Consider the following 15,939-nt stretch of genomic DNA (forward strand, 5'->3'; position numbering starts at 1 on the left):
TCAACAGTTTGTTGAAGTTGATTCCGGGCCGCGGTGCCGCCTGGGCGCGACAGGACAGGTGTCAGCGGCACCGCGGCCCGGAAGTGCGGGGACGGACGTCAGACCTGGGCGCCGGAGAGGCGCTCGACGGCCCGCAGCAGGGCCGAGTGGTCCAGGCCGCCGTCGCCCTGGGTGCGCAGCGACGCCACCAGCTGGGCGACCACGGCGCCGACGGGCAGGGCCGCGCCGACGTTGCGGGCGGCGTCGGTGACGATGCCCATGTCCTTGTGGTGCAGGTCGATACGGAAGCCCGGCTTGAAGTCGCGGTTCAGGAAGTTGTCCTTCTTGCGCGTCAGCACGGTGGAGCCGGCCAGGCCGCCGTTGAGGACGTCCAGCGCGGCCGTCAGGTCCACGCCCGACTTCTCCAGGAAGACCACGGCCTCGGCGCACGCCTGGATGTTCACGGCGACGATCAGCTGGTTGGCGGCCTTCACGGTCTGGCCCGAGCCGTGCGGACCGCACAGCACGATGGTCTTGCCGAGCGCCTCGAAGATCGGCTTGGCCTGGTCGAAGTCGGCCTGCTCGCCGCCGATCATGATCGACAGCACGGCCTCGACGGCGCCGGCCTCGCCGCCGGACACCGGGGCGTCCAGCACCCGGACGCCCTTCTCCTTGGCCGCGGCGGCCAGGTCCACGGAGGTCTGCGGGGTGATCGAGGACATGTCGATCAGCAGGGCGCCCTGCTTCGCGTTCTCCAGGATGCCGTCCGGGCCGTAGGAGATGGCCTCGACCTGCGGGGAGGCGGGCACCATGGTGATCACCACGTCGGCGTCGCGCACGGCCTCGGCGATCGAGCCGGCCACGGTGCCGCCGGCGGCGGCCAGGCGGTCCAGCTTGTCCTGCTCCAGGGTGAAGCCGGTGACGTCGTAACCCGCCTTGATCAGGTTCTCGGACATGGGGGAGCCCATGATGCCGAGGCCGATCCAGGCGATCTTGGGAAGAGTGCTCATGACTGGGGGTGCCTCTCTAGCTGCTCTGCAAAGTCGGGGGTTCAGCGCGCTTCGCGCGGGAGCCAGTCGAAGGACTCGGCGCTGGGGCGGTCGCCGGCCTTGTACTCCAGGCCGACCCAGCCGTCGTAGCCGGCCTTGCGCAGCCGGCCGAGCAGCTCCTCCAGCGGGAGCGAGCCGGTGCCCGGGGCGCCGCGGCCGGGGTTGTCGGCGATCTGCACGTGTCCGGTCTTCGCGGTGTAGCGCTCGATGACCGCCGGCAGGTCCTCGCCGTTCATGGACAGGTGGTAGAGGTCCATCAGGAACCTGGCGTTGCCCAGGCCCGTCGCCGCGTTCACCTTGTCCACGACACCGATCGCGGCCGGTGCCGAGACCAGCGGGTACAGCGGGGACTCGGGCCGGTTGAGGGCCTCGATCAGCAGGACGGCGCCGATCCGGTCGGCCGCCCGGGCCGCGAGGACCAGGTTCTCCAGGGCCAGCGCGTCCTGCTCGGCCGGGTCCACGCCCTCGACGCGGTTGCCGTAGAGCGCGTTGAGCGCCGTGCAGCCGAGGGACTGCGCGAATCCGGCGGCTACGTCGATGTTGGCGCGGAACCTCTCCGACTCCTCGCCCGGTACCGACAGGGCGCCGCGGTCCGGGCCCGGCAGCTGTCCGGCGTAGAAGTTGAGCCCCGTGAGCTGGACGCCCGCGTCCTCGATCGACTTCTTCAGGGCGTCGAGTTCGGACCGGGGCGGTGTGGGCGAGTCGATCCAGGGCCACCACAGCTCGACCGCGGAGAAGCCCGCCGCGGCGGCTGCCGCGGGGCGCTCCAGGAGCGGGAGTTCCGTGAAGAGGATCGACAGATTGACGTTGAAGCGCTGGTCTGCGGCGGTGCTCCACTCAAAACCTGGCATTCGGGCCGCGCTCCCTTCCGTGTCGAGATTCCGTATTGCGGAAGTTCGTTTCTGCGTAATGGAAGATTGCCGTCGTGTGTCGTCGCTTGTCAAGGGGGGTCGGTCACCGGCCGCCCGAAAGGCCCCGCCGGGCGTTAGGTTGAGCGCGTGCGATTGAGAGTGGAGTTCACGACCGAACCGTTCGACCTGGACGAGGCGCCCGCCCACGCCCTGGTGGCGCGGGAGGTCATCGAGACGGCCGAGCTGGACGCCGTCGACGTGGGGCCCTTCGGCAACACGGCCGAGGGCGGGGCCGACCGCGTGCTCACCGCGGTGGACGCGCTGCTGCGCAAGTCCCTGGCGGCCGGAGCCACCCGGGTCTCGCTCCAGGTCAACGTGATCGGCGACGGGACCGGGGAGGGTGATAGGTGACCGGGGACGAGCCCTTCATCACGGCCGTGAAGCCGCTGGTCGACGCCATGGGCGCAACGATGCTCCCGGCGGACGAGGCCGGCCCCGAGGATGTCGTGCTCGCCTGGGAGGGTGTCGACGTCGTCGCCGTACGCCTGCCCCAGCTCGCCGACTCGCTCGACCACATCCTCGCCGCCATGGAGCGCGGGCGGGGCCGGCCGCTGGCCGATCTGGACCGCAAGGCCAAGCAGGAGGTCGTCCGCACCCTGGAGGCGCGGGGCGCCTTCGCCGTGCGGCACGGAGTGGAGACCGTGGCGGGTGCGCTGGGCGTCAGCCGCTTCACGGTCTACAACTACCTCAACCGGGAGAAGGGGGCCTGACCGGGGCGGAATCGGAGGTCGTCGGGGAGCCCGGAGCCCGTCCCGGCTTGTTACGCGGATTTTTCAACAAAGTGTTGACGTGGTGTTTCCGAGGGCGTTAGCTATCGGCAGCCCGTTCAGCACGACGGCCCATCGCGGCCACGGAGGCTCCCGTGACTTCGACTTCCACGCCCCCGGGCCTGGCCCGTTTCAACGTCCTGGAGGAGCGCGCGGCCCTCGCCGGCCTCCATGAGGCGTGCGCCTCCACCGAGTGGGCCCGGCGACTGCTCGCCGCCCGCCCCTACGCCACCGCGGAGGACCTCTACACCGCGAGCGACGCCGCCATGGCCGAGCTGACCGCCGCCGACCTGGCGGAGGCGATGGCCGGACACCCGCCCATCGGGCGCCCCAAGCCCGGCGACCCGACCTCCGCCCGCGAACAGCGCGGCATGGCCGGCGCCTCCGAGGCGCTCAAGACGGAGATGCTCGAACTCAACCTGGCCTACCAGGAGAAGTTCGGCCATGTCTTCCTGATCTGCGCCACCGGACGCACCGGCGAGCAGATGCGCGACGCGGTCAAGCAGCGGATCGGCAACGCGCCGGAGCAGGAGCGGGAGATCGTCCGCACCGAGCTGGGCAAGATCAACCGCATCCGACTGGCCCGACTCGTCGAAGAGGACGCCTGACACCATGAGCACCAGCACCACCGCCTCCGTGTCCACGCACATCCTGGACACCTCGATCGGCCGCCCCGCCGGGGGCGTCGCCGTCCGGCTCTCCGCCCGCGGCGGCACTGCGGCGGACTGGCAGGCGCTCGGCGGCTCCGCGACCGACGCCGACGGCCGGTGCAAGGACCTGCCGGCACTGCCGGAAGGGACGACCCACGTACGGCTCGACTTCGCCGTCGAACCGTACTTCGAAGAGAACACTGCGAAGAAGCAAGCCGATGCGCAGCAGGACGCCCCCGCGAACCGGGACAGCGGACCCGGTGTGTTCTTCCCGGAGGTGGCGATCACGTTCGCCGTCGTACCGGGCGAGCACTACCACGTACCGCTGCTGCTCAACCCGTTCGGCTACTCCGTTTACCGAGGGAGCTAGCTAATGCCGACCATCCTGGGACAGAACCAGTACGGCAAGGCCGAGAACCGAGTCGTCAAGATCACGCGGGACGGCGCCACCCATCACATCAAGGACCTCAACGTCTCTGTCGCGCTGAGCGGCGACATGGAGGAGGTCCACTACTCCGGCTCCAACGCCAACGTCCTGCCGACCGACACCACCAAGAACACGGTGTACGCGTTCGCCAAGGAGCACGGCATCGAGTCCGCGGAGCAGTTCGGCATCCACCTCGCCCGGCACTTCGTCACCTCGCAGGAGCCGATCAAGACCGCGCGGATCCGGATCGAGGAGTACGCCTGGGAGCGGATCGCCACCTCCGACTCCCACTCGAAGTTCATCGGCGCCGACGAGGTCAAGCACTCCTTCGTGCGCAAGGGCCAGGAGACCCGCCTCACCCAGATCACCTACGACGGTGAGAAGTGGGAGGTCATCTCCGGCCTGAAGGACCTGGTCGTGATGAACTCGACCAACTCCGAGTTCTGGGGTTACGTCAAGGACAAGTACACGACGCTCCAGGAGGCGTACGACCGCATCCTGGCCACCCAGGTCTCCAGCCGCTGGCGGTTCAACTGGACCGACGACGAGCAGAAGGCGCCCAACTGGGAGAAGTCCTACGAGCAGACCAGGAAGCACATGCTCCAGGCCTTCGCCGAGACGTACTCCCTCTCGCTGCAGCAGACGCTGTACCAGATGGGCTCGCGGATCATCAACAACCGCAGCGAGATCGACGAGGTCCGTTTCTCGCTGCCGAACAAGCACCACTTCCTGGTGGACCTGGAGCCGTTCGGACTGAAGAACGACAACGAGGTCTACTTCGCCGCCGACCGCCCCTACGGCCTCATCGAGGCCACCATCCTGCGGGACGGCTGTGAGGCCCGTATCCCGGTCGACATGACCAACCTCTGACGCGGGACGCGCGCCCCCGGCCCCGCCACCCGGGCCGGGGGCCCGCGACACCGGAGGGAACGAAATGGCACAGCCTGCGAAGGGGCCCGCCACAGCCCCGTGTTCCACCCCGCCGGTGCACACCGAGGACGCCGTCACGTCCGTGCACCCGGTGGACGAGAAGCTCCCCTTCTCGCGGCTCGTCCCCGCCGCACTCCAGCACATCGCCGCGATGTACGCGGGTGTGGTCACTCCTCCGCTCATCATCGGCCAGGCCTGCGGACTCGACATCGCGGCCCGCACCCGGCTGATCGCCGCGAGCCTGCTCATCGCCGGCCTCGCGACCATCCTCCAGACCATCGGCGTCAAGAACCTCGTCGGCAACCGGCTGCCCTTCGTCAACGCCGCCTCCTCCGCCGGCATCGCCCCGATCCTCGCGATCGCCGAGACCAACCGCGCGGGGCACCAACTCCCCGCGATCTACGGCGCGGTGATGGTCGCCGGCGCCTTCTGCCTGCTGCTCGGCCCGTTCTTCGGGCGGCTCCTGCGCTTCTTCCCGCCGCTGGTCACCGGTGTGGTCATCACCCTGATCGGGGTCACGCTGATGCCCGTTCCGGTCACCTGGGCACAGGGCGGCGACAAGAGCGCTGCCGACTTCGGCGCCATGCGGCACCTCGCGCTCGCCGGGTTCACCCTCGCCGTCATCCTGCTGATCCAGCGCTTCGGCAAGGGCTTCGTCAAGCAGGTCGCGCTGCTGTTCGGGCTGCTCATCGGCACCCTGGCCGCGATCCCCTTCGGCATGGCCGACTTCAGCGGCCTCGCCTCGGCACCGGTCGCCGCGCTGCCCACCCCGTTCGCCTTCGGCGCCCCCGAGTTCCAGCCCGCCGCCATCCTCTCGCTGTGCATCGTGATGCTGGTGCTGATGACCGAGTCGGCCGCCGGCATGCTCGCCCTCGGCCAGATCTGCGACCGCGGCGCCGACGGGCGGACCATCACCCGCGGTCTGCGCACCGACGGCCTCGCCACCCTGCTCGGCCCGGTCTTCGGCGGCTTCCCCACCTCCGCCTTCGCCCAGAACGTCGGCGTCGTCTCGCTGACCCGGGTGCGCAGCCGGTACGTCGTCGCCGTCGCCGGCGGCAGCCTGCTGGTGCTCGGCGCCTTCCCGGTCCTCGGCGCGGTCGTCTCCCTCGTCCCCATGCCGGTCCTCGGCGGCGCCGGTATCGTGCTCTTCGGCTCGATCGCCGTCAGCGGAATCCGTACGCTGTCGGAGGCGGGCCTCGACGACAGCTCCAACATCATCCTGGTCGCCGTGGCGCTCGGTGCCGGCATCATCCCGCTGGCCGCGCCCACCTTCTACGCCGGCTTCCCGGCCTGGGCGCAGACCGTGCTCGGCTCCGGCATCAGCGCGGGCGCGCTCGTCGCGGTCCTGCTCAACCTGTTCTTCCACCATCTCGGCACCCGGAGTGGCCAAGCGGCTCCGGCACTCAAATCCTCCTAGGGTCCTGCCGTGCCCTTCCCGTGGACATCGCACCGTCCTCCTGTCCACGGGTCCGCCACTGACAGACAAGGAAGCGCACCATGGCACCATCGGCAGCCCAGCGCATCGTCATCGAGAACTGTGCCATCGCGACCGTGGACGCGGGCGACACGGAGTACGCCTCCGGACACCTCGTCCTCGCCGGCAACCGGATCGAGTCGGTCGGCGCGGGCCAGGCCCCCGCGGGGCTGGAGAACGTGGTGCGCCGGATCGACGCCACCGGCCATCTGGCCACGCCCGGTCTGGTCAACACCCACCACCACTTCTACCAGTGGATCACCCGGGGCCTCGCCACCGACCACAACCTGTTCAACTGGCTCGTCGCGCTCTACCCCGTATGGGCCCGCATCGACGAGCAGATGACGTACGCGGCGGCGCAGGGGTCGCTGGCCATGATGGCCCGCGGCGGTGTCACCACCGCCATGGACCACCACTACGTCTTCCCGCAGGGCTCCGGTGACCTGTCCGGCTCGATCATCCGGGCCGCCTCCGAGATGGGGGTCCGCTTCACGCTGGCCCGTGGCTCGATGGACCGCAGCGAGAAGGACGGCGGCCTGCCGCCGGACTTCGCCGTCGAGACGCTGGAGGGTGCCCTCGCCGCGACCGAGGAGACCGTCAAGCAGCACCATGACGCCTCCTTCGACGCCATGACCCAGGTCGCCGTCGCGCCCTGCTCGCCGTTCTCCATCTCCACCGAACTCCTCAAGCAGGGCGCCGAGCTGGCCCGCCGGCTGGGCGTGCGCATGCACACCCACGGCTCGGAGACCGTGGAGGAGGAGAAGTTCTGCCACGAGCTGTTCGGCATGGGCCCGACCGACTACTTCGAGTCCACCGGCTGGCTCGGCGAGGACGTGTGGATGGCCCACTGCGTCCACATGAACGACTCCGACATCGCCGCCTTCGCCCGTACGAAGACCGGTGTCGCCCACTGCCCGTCGTCCAACGCCCGTCTCGCGGCCGGTATCGCCCGGGTGCCGGACATGCTCGCGGCCGGCGTCCCGGTCGGCCTCGGCGTCGACGGTACGGCGTCCAACGAGTCCGGCGAACTCCACACCGAACTGCGCAACGCCCTGCTGATCAACCGCCTCGGCGCCCACCGCGAGGCCGCGCTCAACGCCCGCCAGGCGCTGCGGCTCGGCACCTACGGCGGCGCCCAGGTCCTCGGCCGGGCCCCGCAGATCGGCTCGCTGGAGGCCGGCAAGCTGGCCGACCTGGTGCTGTGGAAGATGGACACGCTCGCCCACGCCTCCATCGCCGACCCGGTGACCGCGCTGGTCTTCGGCGCGGCGGCCCCGGTCACCGCGTCCTTCGTCAACGGCCGGCAGATCGTCGAGAACGGCCGCCTGCTCACCGTCGACGAGGACGCCGTCGCCACCAGCACCCGCGCGGAGGCCCAGCGCCTGGCCCGGATCGCCGCGCAGGGCTGATCCGCCGAGCAATTCCCCACAGACTCCGGCCGAGAGGGACGGCTCCCGGCCGGGACCGTGGATCCGAGCGGGATCCACGGGACGCCGTCTCCGGGGCACGTGCAGACCACGCGCCCCGGAGGCGGTCACCCCACACCGCTCAGCAGCCACCCCCACCTCCGTCACCGGTCCCTCCCCCGAGCTCTCGGCTCCGCCCGAGCGGGGAGGCACCCATGCGCACCCGCACCACCTCCAAGAAACCCACGTCGACGGTGACGTGTTACCCGACCGGAGGAGCCGCCGTGGCCGCCCATCCAGTTGACGAGAAACTCCCCGCCCTCAAAATGGCGACAAGCGGTCTGCAGCACGTGGCCGCCATGTACGCCGGAGTCGTCGCCCCACCGCTCATCGTCGGCGCGGCCATCGGCCTGTCCGCCACCGAGCTGACCTTTCTCACCGGTGCCTGCCTGTTCACCGCGGGCCTCGCCACCTTCCTCCAGACGCTCGGCTTCTGGAAGATCGGCGCCCGCCTGCCCTTCGTCAACGGTGTCACCTTCGCCGGTGTCGCCCCGATGACCGCGATCGTCGCCTCGACCGAGGACAAGTCCGACGCCCTGCCGGTCATCTTCGGCGCGGTCATGGTCGCCGGACTGCTCGGCTTCCTCGCCGCACCGGTCTTCTGCAAGGCCGTCCGCTTCTTCCCGCCGGTCGTCACCGGATCCGTGATCACCCTGATCGGTGTCTCCCTGCTCCCGGTCGCCTTCGGCTGGGCCCAGGGCCCCGATCCCAAGGCCCACGACTACGGCTCGACGACCTATCTCACCCTGGCCGGCGTCACCCTGCTGATCGTCCTGCTGCTGCGCCGCTTCACCCGCGGCTTCGTGAAGCAGATCGCCGTGCTGCTGGGCCTGATCGTCGGCACGCTCGTCGCGATACCGTTCGGCGTCACGGACTTCAGCCCCGTCGCCGACGCCGACGCGGTCGGCTTCCCGACCCCGTTCCACTTCGGTGCCCCGCAGTTCCAGCTCGCCGCGATCCTCTCGATGTGCGTGGTGATGGTGGTCTCGATGACCGAGTCGACCGCCGACATGCTGGCGCTCGGCGAGATCGTCGAACGCCCCGCCGACGAGCGGACCATCGCGGCCGGGCTGCGCGCCGACACCCTCGGATCCGCGCTCAGCCCGCTGTTCAACGGCTTCATGTGCAGCGCCTTCGCCCAGAACATCGGCCTGGTCGCGATGACGCGGATCCGCAGCCGGTACGTCGTCGCGACCGGCGGCGGCTTCCTGGTCCTGATGGGCCTGTGCCCGATGGCCGCCTCGCTCATCGCGGTCGTGCCCCGGCCGGTGCTCGGCGGCGCCGGTGTCGTCCTGTTCGGCTCGGTCGCCGCGAGCGGCATCCAGACGCTGGTCCGGGCCGGCCTGGACAAGGACAACAACGTCCTGATCGTCGCCGTGTCCCTCGCGGTCGGCATCATCCCGATCACCGCGCCGGACTTCTACCACGCCTTCCCCGAGACCGCGAAGATCGTCCTGGACTCGGGCATCTCCACCGGCTGTGTCACGGCGGTGGTGCTCAACCTCCTCTTCAACCACCTCGGCAGGGGCCGCGAGGCCCAGGACGTCACCCATCCCATGGAGGCGGGGGAGGAGATCGCCGCTGTGCACTGACGCCGGCTGCCAGGACTTACGCGACCGGGGGAGGCGGGAACGACTCCGTCACCCCCGGCCCACCGCCGAGGGCCGCAGGCCGTCCGCCACCGGCGGGCGGCCTACAGACCGAACAGGGCCGGGTCGGCGGCCAGTTCCTTGAACGCCTCCCGCGGGTCGGCGACCAGCTTGCGCTCCTTGAGCTTGAGCAGGCCGGCCACCGCGCTGACCTCGGCCGCCAGGGTGCCGTCGGTCTTGCGTATCTGCTGCAGGATCCGGAAGGTCTTGCCGTTGCCCCACTCGAACACGCAGGTCACGTCGACCTCGTCGCCGGCGAGCAGTTCACGCAGATAGCGGATCGTCGTCTCCAGCGCCACCGGGCCCACGCCCTGACCCACCAGTTGGGCCTGGCTGATCCCGGCGGCCTGGAGCAGCGACCAGCGGGCGTGCTCCGCGTAGTTGAGGTAGACGGCCTGGTTGAGATGCCCCTGCGTGTCGGTCTCGTAGCCACGGACGGTCACGCGGACGGAATACGGTTCGGACACTTCTCGCCCTTCTCACATTCGATGTTCGGTCGATCACGATCGATCACGGTCGACTGATCTTGACACGTCGGTCATGTCCGGCGCGGCGAGGCCAGCAGATAGCGCGCCCGCGTCCGCGGCTCGGTGTACTCGCCCGCCTGCCAGCCGGCCCGCTCCAGGGTGGCCGCGCAGGCCGCCAGGGTCTCCGCGTCCGGCGCGTACACCGCGACCGCCTCCGGCTGCGGGGTCGCCCGGACCCGGTACCCGTCCGCCTCCCCGTCCGCCGGACGGTGCCCGCCCGCCTCCAGCGCCAGTGCGGCGGCCCGCACCAGATGGGCCCTCTCCCATGAGCACGGCCGGTCCACGGCCCCCTGCGGACCGGTCATCCGGCGCAGCTCGAGCAGCCCCTGCCAGGCGCTCTGCACCTCGCGCCGCCGGGCCGGACCGGACACGGGCGGGTCCTCCTCGCCGCCGACCCGGGCCGTGAACACCCCGGTGTCCGGCGCGGCCTCCACCGGCGCGGCCTCCACCGGCGCCCCGGGCACCGCCTCGCTCTCGCGCAGGCGATGGCCCGCCGGGGTGAGGAAGTGCTCGTGCGGCGGCCGGGGATGCCGGAAGGCGAGGCCCCGCTTCACCAGCGCCGCGAGCTGGGTCCGCGTACCGCGCAGTCGGCCGGTGGCCGGGTCGGCGTCCTCGATCACCCGCCGCTGCGCGGCGGTCGGCGGTCGGGTCACGGGGTGCTCCTTCCGGCAGCGCCGTTGCACGGACCGCCGGACTGACGGCCCATTCGAAGCGTACGACCCGGGTCTGACAACGCCCGCCGCCCCGTATGCGATCCCCCTACTCCGGCGGCCGGATGTTCCACCCCGACACCACCGGCCGCCCGTGCTCCGTGCCGAGCCGGCCGAGCGATCCCGTGGCGAGCTGGAACAGGGCCCCGTGCCGGGGCGGGAGGCCCAGGCGGCGGGCGGCGAGGACACGCAGGAAGTGGCCGTGGGCGATCAGCACGACGTCCCCCTCGCCGGCGCCGGCGAGGGCGGCGTCGGCCGTGGCCAGCATCCGGTCGGCGCGCTCCCCGACCTGCTCCGGGGTCTCGCCCGGGTGGTCCGGCGGGCCCGGTGCGACACCGTCGGTGAAGAGGAACCAGCCGGGCCGGTCCCGCTGGATCTCCGGGGTGGTCACGCCCTCGTACCCGCCGTAGTCCCACTCGCGCAGGTCGGCGTCGACCCGTGCGTCCGGGAGCCCGATGAGCCGGGCGGTCTCCCGGGCCCGCTGCAAAGGGCTGACGAAGGCCGCCCCGATCCGGAGCGAGCGGATCAGCGGCGCCAGCCGGCGTGCCTCCTCCCGGCCGTGCTCGGTGAGCGGTACGTCGGTCGAGCCGGTGTGCCGCCCGGAGCGCGACCACGCGGTCTCACCGTGCCGGACGAGGAAGAGGTCACCCATGACGGCACGGTGCCACAGGGCCCCGGACGGGCGCAGGGCGTACTGCGCCAGACGGCCGCTTCGCGGTGCGGGCGCGGGGGAGCGCTCCCGGACGGCGGTCGCGGCGGTGCTCCGTACGGGCGGCCGGGCCCGCCGGCAGGAGCCGCATCGCGTGCCCGCCGTCAGCAGACGGACCCGGGCCCGGAGCCGGTCAGGAGCCGGCCCCGGTCCGGCGCGGCGCGGCCATGGCGATGGTCTCCCCGCAGGCGTCGAGCACCGCGCTCCTCCCGTGCGCGTCCGTGACGGGGACGGACGTGCCGCGGGAGTCGTGCGGCGCCCGGACGGCGGCCTCGCCCTGCCGGACGCACCAGGTGTCCGCGCCCTTCGTACCGGGAGGCGTGTAGCGCAGGTCCACGGCGACGGCCCCCTTGCCCGGCAGGGAGAGGGCCGCGGGGTGTCCCGGACCGGCGCCCTCGACACCGTCCGCCTTGCCGTTGTGGATCTCCAGGCTCGGGTAGCCCGCGAACAGGCAGGTTCCGGGGCCCTTGTTGACGGCGGTGAGCCGCGCGCCGGGCGGGCCGTCGTGCCCCGTACCGCTCGCGTGTGCCGCGCCCTTGCCGTCCAGCAGGGTCAGGGTCCAGGTGAGGGAGGCGGTCCGGCAGGGCGGTGCGGCGGCGTCGGGTTCGGCCGTCGTCGTGGTGCCGCAGGCGGTCAGGGTCAGGCCGGCCGCGAGCGCGGTGAGGGCGCCGGCCAGTCGGGTCGTCATGGGCATCGTTCCCCCAGGAAGTACGGGTGGCATGGTCAGGTGCCGGGGTGGACCAGCGTGTGCTCGGTGCCGAGGGCCTTGTTGCCGGTGTCGGCGTACAGCGTGGTCTCCCCGTCGGACCAGCGCACGATCAGGTCGTCGGCGGAGCTCCCGTGCCGGAAGCCGCCGGCCGTCAGCACCTGGGCGTGCTTCCACAGGCCGTTCGGGCCGCGCAGCCGGGACGCGGCGCCGAGTCCCGCGGCCGAGGTGTCGGTGCGGGTGTCGAGCGAGCCGTCCGCCCAGCGCACCAGCAGGTCGCCGGTGGCCGTGCCGCCGAACTCGCCGCCGGTCAGCAGCGCGGCCTTGGTCCAGGTGCCGTTCGCCGGGAGCAGCTGGGTGCCGGTGCCGAAGCCGCCGGTCCCGACCTTGGGGTAGAGGGTGAGCGCGCCGTCGGCCCGGCGGACCAGCAGGCCGGTGTCCCGGCCGGTCCCGAACGGTCCGGCGGCGAACTGGACCGCGTTCTTCCACGCGGAGCCCGGTGCCGCGAGCCGGATCTCCCGGCCGAGGCCGGAGGGGCCGGGCTGCGGGTAGAGGGTGACCTCGCCGTCGGACCAGCGCACCAGCAGCCCCGACCGGTCGCCGCCGCCGAAGGTGCCGCCGGCGACGGTCCGGGCGTGGGTCCAGGTGGAGTTGGCCTGCCGGAGCCGCTTCTCGGCCCCGAATCCGCCCTTGCCGTCCCCGGGGTGCAGGGTGACCCCGCCGTCGGACCAGACCGCGAGCAGATCGCCGCGCCGGTCGCCGGTGTAGTCGCCGGAAGCCAGCAGCGCGGCCTTGCGCCAGCGTGCCGCTCCGCCCGCCAGCGCGCCCTTCAGGCCCCGGTACGGGGGCAGGTCGGCGGGCGGGGCCTGGTCGGCGACGGCGTCGGCCAGGAGGTTCGCCGCGTCGGCGCCGAACGCGGTGGCGTAGCTGATGTAGTCCACGTTGGCGTCGTTGCCGCCGCCGTTGTAGCCGCCGAGGTTGCCGATGACGTGCCCGGTGCGGGCGTCGTCCTTGTAGTCGGTGATCCACGGGCTGCCGGACACCCCGCCGTAGTAGCCGCCGCAGGTCATCGACAGCTGCCGGTAGCCGCGCAGCTGCTTGGTCGGGACCGTGCACTTGACGGCGCGTCCGGCGCTGTTGTGCCGGTGGGAGGGGTAGCCGACGACGGTGACGTTCCGGTGGCTGTAGCCGTCGGGCCGGCTGAAGGCCAGTCCGCCGCCGACCGCGTCCTGCAGCGAGGTGCCCCGCTGGTTGGCGGAGACCCGGGCGAAGGCGGTGTCCAGGTCGGACACGGGCTTCTTGGTGGTCGCCGAGCCCCGGTCGGGCACGTACCGGGGGTCGATGAAGACACGCTGGATGTGGAAGATGCCGTACGGCTGCCGGTCGGGGGCCGCGCCCTTGACGAACTTCGGGACGAAGATGTAGTCGCCCCGCATGTTCAGTGCGCAGTGGGCAGCGGTGAGCACGATGTTCCGGGCGCGGGTGTCGATGACGCTGCCCGTGCAGTGCCAGGTGGTGCCGCGCGGCCCGTCGGAGCCGAAGAACGTCCCGACCAGCCGGGTCCCCTTGAACATGGTGCCCTGGGGCCGGCGTGCCACCGCGCCGGACGAGCGGGCGGCGCCGGCCGGTTCGGCGCGGACCGCGTCCAACGGCTGCGCCTCGGCCATCCGTTCGGCGCTCCAGAACCGGGCGGCGTCCCGTGCCTCCCGTCCCGCTGCGGGCGCCGTCGAGGACGGCTGCGCCCCGGCGGCCGGAGCGGCGAGCCCGAGCAGCGCCGCGCAGACGACGGCGGCGGCCACCCGCCGTCGTCCGTACGAGAGCAGGTGTCTCCCGTACGAGAACAGGTGTCTTTCGGACGAGGACAAAGCGCTCCCCCTGGATCGATCCGTACCGGGGGACCGGCCGTCCGGTGCCGCGCTGGTCAGGCGCGTACCGAAGGCGCGTACCGAAGGCGCGGGCCGTGCGGCCCGCATGGCGCGGCGGTCCCCCTGGTCGTGCTGGTCATGCGGGGTGATCTTCGCACACGCGAGCGAAACGCCACTACTGCCGGTATCCGCCCAGGAACCTGCCGATCCGGCCGATCGCCGCCTCCAGATCGTCCGCGTGCGGCAGGGTCAGGATGCGGAAGTGGTCGGGGGAGGGCCAGTTGAAGCCGGTGCCCTGGACCACCTGGATCTTCTCGCGCAGCAGCAGGTCGAGGACGAACCTCTCGTCGTCGTGGATCGGGTGCACCTTGGGGTCGATGCGCGGGAACGCGTACAGCGCGCCCTTGGGCTTCACGCAGGACACGCCCGGGATCTCGTTGAGCTTCTCCCAGGCCACGTTCCGCTGTTCGTGCAGCCGGCCGCCGGGCGCGGTGAGTTCGCGGATGGACTGGCGCCCGCCGAGCGCGGCCTGGATGGCGTACTGGGCGGGCGCGTTGGCGCACAGCCGCATGGAGGCCAGCATGGTCAGGCCCTCCAGATAGTTCCTGGCGTGCTGCTTCGGGCCGGTGACCACCAGCCAGCCGGAGCGGAAGCCCGCCACCCGGTAGGTCTTGGACAGGCCGCAGAAGGTGAGGACCACCAGGTCGGGGGCGAGTGCGGCGGCCGAGTGGTGGACGGCGTCGTCGTACAGGATCTGGTCGTAGATCTCGTCGGCGAACACCATCAGGCCGTGCCGGCGGGCCAGGTCCAGGATGCCCTCGACGACCTCCTTCGGGTAGACCGCGCCGGTCGGGTTGTTCGGGTTGATGATGACCACGGCCTTGGTGCGGTCCGTGATCTTCGAGGCCATGTCGGCCAGGTCCGGGTTCCAGTCGGCCTGTTCGTCGCACAGGTAGTGCACGGCCTTGCCGCCGGACAGGGTGGTGACGGCCGTCCAGAGCGGGAAGTCGGGCGCGGGGACGAGGATCTCGTCGCCGTCCTCGACGAGGGCCTGCACGGCCATGGAGACCAGCTCCGAGACGCCGTTGCCGAGGAAGACGTCGTCCACGTCCACGTCGAGGCCCAGGTGCTGGTAGCGCTGGGCGACCGCGCGGCGGGCGGAGAGGATGCCCCGCGAGTCCGTGTAGCCGTGCGCCCGCGGCAGCATCCGGATCATGTCCTGGAGGATCTCCTCGGGCGCCTCGAAGCCGAAGGCCGCGGGATTGCCGGTGTTCAGGCGCAGCACACTGTGCCCCGCCTCCTCCAGCGCGTTGGCGTGCTCGATCACCGGGCCACGGATCTCATAGCACACCTCGCTGAGCTTGTTGGACTGCCGGAACTCCATGCGCCCCTCCGGGAACTCGTGTTACTTGGTTTTACCAAGTAGGAGCTTGGAAAGTCCAACAACATGTCTAGACTGCGTCGCATGCCACCTCGCCGAAGCTACGACCAGTACTGCTCCGCAGCCCGTGCCCTCGACCTCGTCGGCGACCGCTGGACCCTGCTGATCGTCCGGGAGCTGCTCGGCGGTCCCCGCCGCTACACGGACCTGCACGCGGACCTGCCCGGCGTGAGCACGGACGTCCTCGCCTCACGGCTGAAGGACATGGAGCGGGACGGTCTGACGACCCGGCGGCGACTGCCCCCGCCGGGCGCCGCGTACGTGTACGAACTCACGTCCCGAGGGCGGGAGTTGCTGCCCGTGCTGCAGGCGCTGGGCGAATGGGGCGAGCGGGACCTCGGCGCGCGCAGGCCCACCGACGCGGTGCGCGCGCACTGGTTCGCGCTGCCGCTGCTGCGGTCCCTGGACGGCGAGGGCGTCCTCGAAGTCCGCCTGGACGAAGGCGACTTCCATCTGCGCGTCGGCGCGGCCGACGGACCGGTCTACGGCGACGGGCCCGCGCCCGGGACGGCGGACGCGCGGCTCGACCTGGACGCCGGGACCTGCGAGGAGGTGGCCCGGGGCGAGCTGGCCCTCACGGAGGCGGTGCGCTCCGGGCGGGCCGCGGTGACCGGCGAGGGCGCGCTCGCCAAGGCGCTGCGCGAGGTGTGACCGGGGGCCGGCACAGGTGAAGGCCCGC

At 71.7% G+C, this 15,939-nt stretch carries 17 protein-coding genes; 9 read left to right on the forward strand and 8 right to left on the reverse strand.

Going from position 1 to position 15,939, the window contains the following annotated elements:
• Positions 1 to 98: 98 nt before the first annotated feature.
• Positions 99 to 989, reverse strand: coding sequence for a 2-hydroxy-3-oxopropionate reductase (locus ACF073_RS06665; RefSeq protein WP_392067258.1), 891 nt, complete (start codon positions 987 to 989; stop codon positions 99 to 101).
• Between the two features lie 41 nt (positions 990 to 1,030).
• Positions 1,031 to 1,879, reverse strand: coding sequence for a TIM barrel protein (locus ACF073_RS06670; protein ID WP_392067259.1), 849 nt, complete (start codon positions 1,877 to 1,879; stop codon positions 1,031 to 1,033).
• A 147-nt stretch (positions 1,880 to 2,026) separates the two neighbouring features.
• Here ACF073_RS06670 and ACF073_RS06675 point away from each other — a divergent pair, with 147 nt between their 5' ends.
• The 8 genes from ACF073_RS06675 to ACF073_RS06710 all read left to right on the forward strand — a co-directional run bounded on the left by ACF073_RS06675 (position 2,027) and on the right by ACF073_RS06710 (position 9,245).
• Positions 2,027 to 2,290 (forward strand): hypothetical protein, encoded by a 264-nt coding sequence (locus ACF073_RS06675; RefSeq protein ID WP_392067260.1) that lies wholly within the window; start codon positions 2,027 to 2,029, stop codon positions 2,288 to 2,290.
• A gap of 47 nt (positions 2,291 to 2,337) precedes the next feature.
• Positions 2,338 to 2,649 carry a helix-turn-helix domain-containing protein gene (locus ACF073_RS06680; protein ID WP_392067711.1) on the forward strand — a complete coding sequence of 104 codons (312 nt, stop codon included), beginning with the start codon at positions 2,338 to 2,340 and terminating at the stop codon, positions 2,647 to 2,649.
• A 152-nt stretch (positions 2,650 to 2,801) separates the two neighbouring features.
• Positions 2,802 to 3,314 carry a 2-oxo-4-hydroxy-4-carboxy-5-ureidoimidazoline decarboxylase gene (gene uraD / locus ACF073_RS06685; RefSeq protein ID WP_392067261.1) on the forward strand — a complete coding sequence of 171 codons (513 nt, stop codon included), beginning with the start codon at positions 2,802 to 2,804 and terminating at the stop codon, positions 3,312 to 3,314.
• Between the two features lie 4 nt (positions 3,315 to 3,318).
• Positions 3,319 to 3,726, forward strand: coding sequence for a hydroxyisourate hydrolase (gene uraH / locus ACF073_RS06690; protein WP_392067262.1), 408 nt, complete (start codon positions 3,319 to 3,321; stop codon positions 3,724 to 3,726).
• 3 nt (positions 3,727 to 3,729) lie between these two features.
• Complete coding sequence (pucL, locus tag ACF073_RS06695) at positions 3,730 to 4,653, forward strand: factor-independent urate hydroxylase (RefSeq protein WP_392067263.1); 924 nt, start codon at positions 3,730 to 3,732, stop codon at positions 4,651 to 4,653.
• A 64-nt stretch (positions 4,654 to 4,717) separates the two neighbouring features.
• Positions 4,718 to 6,130 carry a nucleobase:cation symporter-2 family protein gene (locus tag ACF073_RS06700; protein WP_392067264.1) on the forward strand — a complete coding sequence of 471 codons (1,413 nt, stop codon included), beginning with the start codon at positions 4,718 to 4,720 and terminating at the stop codon, positions 6,128 to 6,130.
• Between the two features lie 80 nt (positions 6,131 to 6,210).
• Entirely contained in the window at positions 6,211 to 7,596 is a 1,386-nt protein-coding gene (locus tag ACF073_RS06705) for an 8-oxoguanine deaminase (RefSeq protein WP_392067265.1), read from the forward strand.
• 281 nt (positions 7,597 to 7,877) lie between these two features.
• Positions 7,878 to 9,245, forward strand: coding sequence for a nucleobase:cation symporter-2 family protein (locus tag ACF073_RS06710; protein WP_392067712.1), 1,368 nt, complete (start codon positions 7,878 to 7,880; stop codon positions 9,243 to 9,245).
• A 101-nt stretch (positions 9,246 to 9,346) separates the two neighbouring features.
• On the opposite strand, the gene ACF073_RS06715 is transcribed toward ACF073_RS06710, so the two are convergent.
• From ACF073_RS06715 to ACF073_RS06740, 6 genes are all read right to left on the reverse strand, one after another.
• Positions 9,347 to 9,769, reverse strand: coding sequence for an acyl-CoA thioesterase (locus ACF073_RS06715; protein WP_392067266.1), 423 nt, complete (start codon positions 9,767 to 9,769; stop codon positions 9,347 to 9,349).
• 71 nt (positions 9,770 to 9,840) lie between these two features.
• Positions 9,841 to 10,482, reverse strand: coding sequence for a hypothetical protein (locus tag ACF073_RS06720; RefSeq protein WP_392067267.1), 642 nt, complete (start codon positions 10,480 to 10,482; stop codon positions 9,841 to 9,843).
• A 106-nt stretch (positions 10,483 to 10,588) separates the two neighbouring features.
• Positions 10,589 to 11,191 carry a histidine phosphatase family protein gene (locus ACF073_RS06725; RefSeq protein ID WP_392067268.1) on the reverse strand — a complete coding sequence of 201 codons (603 nt, stop codon included), beginning with the start codon at positions 11,189 to 11,191 and terminating at the stop codon, positions 10,589 to 10,591.
• A gap of 190 nt (positions 11,192 to 11,381) precedes the next feature.
• The gene (locus ACF073_RS06730; protein WP_392067269.1) at positions 11,382 to 11,936 is read right to left on the reverse strand and encodes a hypothetical protein; all 555 of its coding nucleotides are present in this window, start codon (positions 11,934 to 11,936) and stop codon (positions 11,382 to 11,384) included.
• A gap of 35 nt (positions 11,937 to 11,971) precedes the next feature.
• Positions 11,972 to 13,753, reverse strand: coding sequence for a trypsin-like serine peptidase (locus ACF073_RS06735; protein ID WP_392067270.1), 1,782 nt, complete (start codon positions 13,751 to 13,753; stop codon positions 11,972 to 11,974).
• Positions 13,754 to 13,994: 241 nt separating this feature from the next.
• Positions 13,995 to 15,203, reverse strand: coding sequence for a pyridoxal phosphate-dependent aminotransferase (locus ACF073_RS06740; protein ID WP_392067271.1), 1,209 nt, complete (start codon positions 15,201 to 15,203; stop codon positions 13,995 to 13,997).
• A gap of 81 nt (positions 15,204 to 15,284) precedes the next feature.
• On the opposite strand from ACF073_RS06740, the gene ACF073_RS06745 reads away from it, so the two are divergent.
• On the forward strand, positions 15,285 to 15,911 hold the full coding sequence (locus ACF073_RS06745) for a winged helix-turn-helix transcriptional regulator (RefSeq protein WP_392067272.1): 627 nt from the start codon (positions 15,285 to 15,287) through the stop codon (positions 15,909 to 15,911).
• Positions 15,912 to 15,939: the final 28 nt, after the last annotated feature.

Source organism: Streptomyces sp. NPDC015171, assembly GCF_043079545.1.
In the GTDB taxonomy this organism is placed as follows: domain Bacteria; phylum Actinomycetota; class Actinomycetes; order Streptomycetales; family Streptomycetaceae; genus Streptomyces.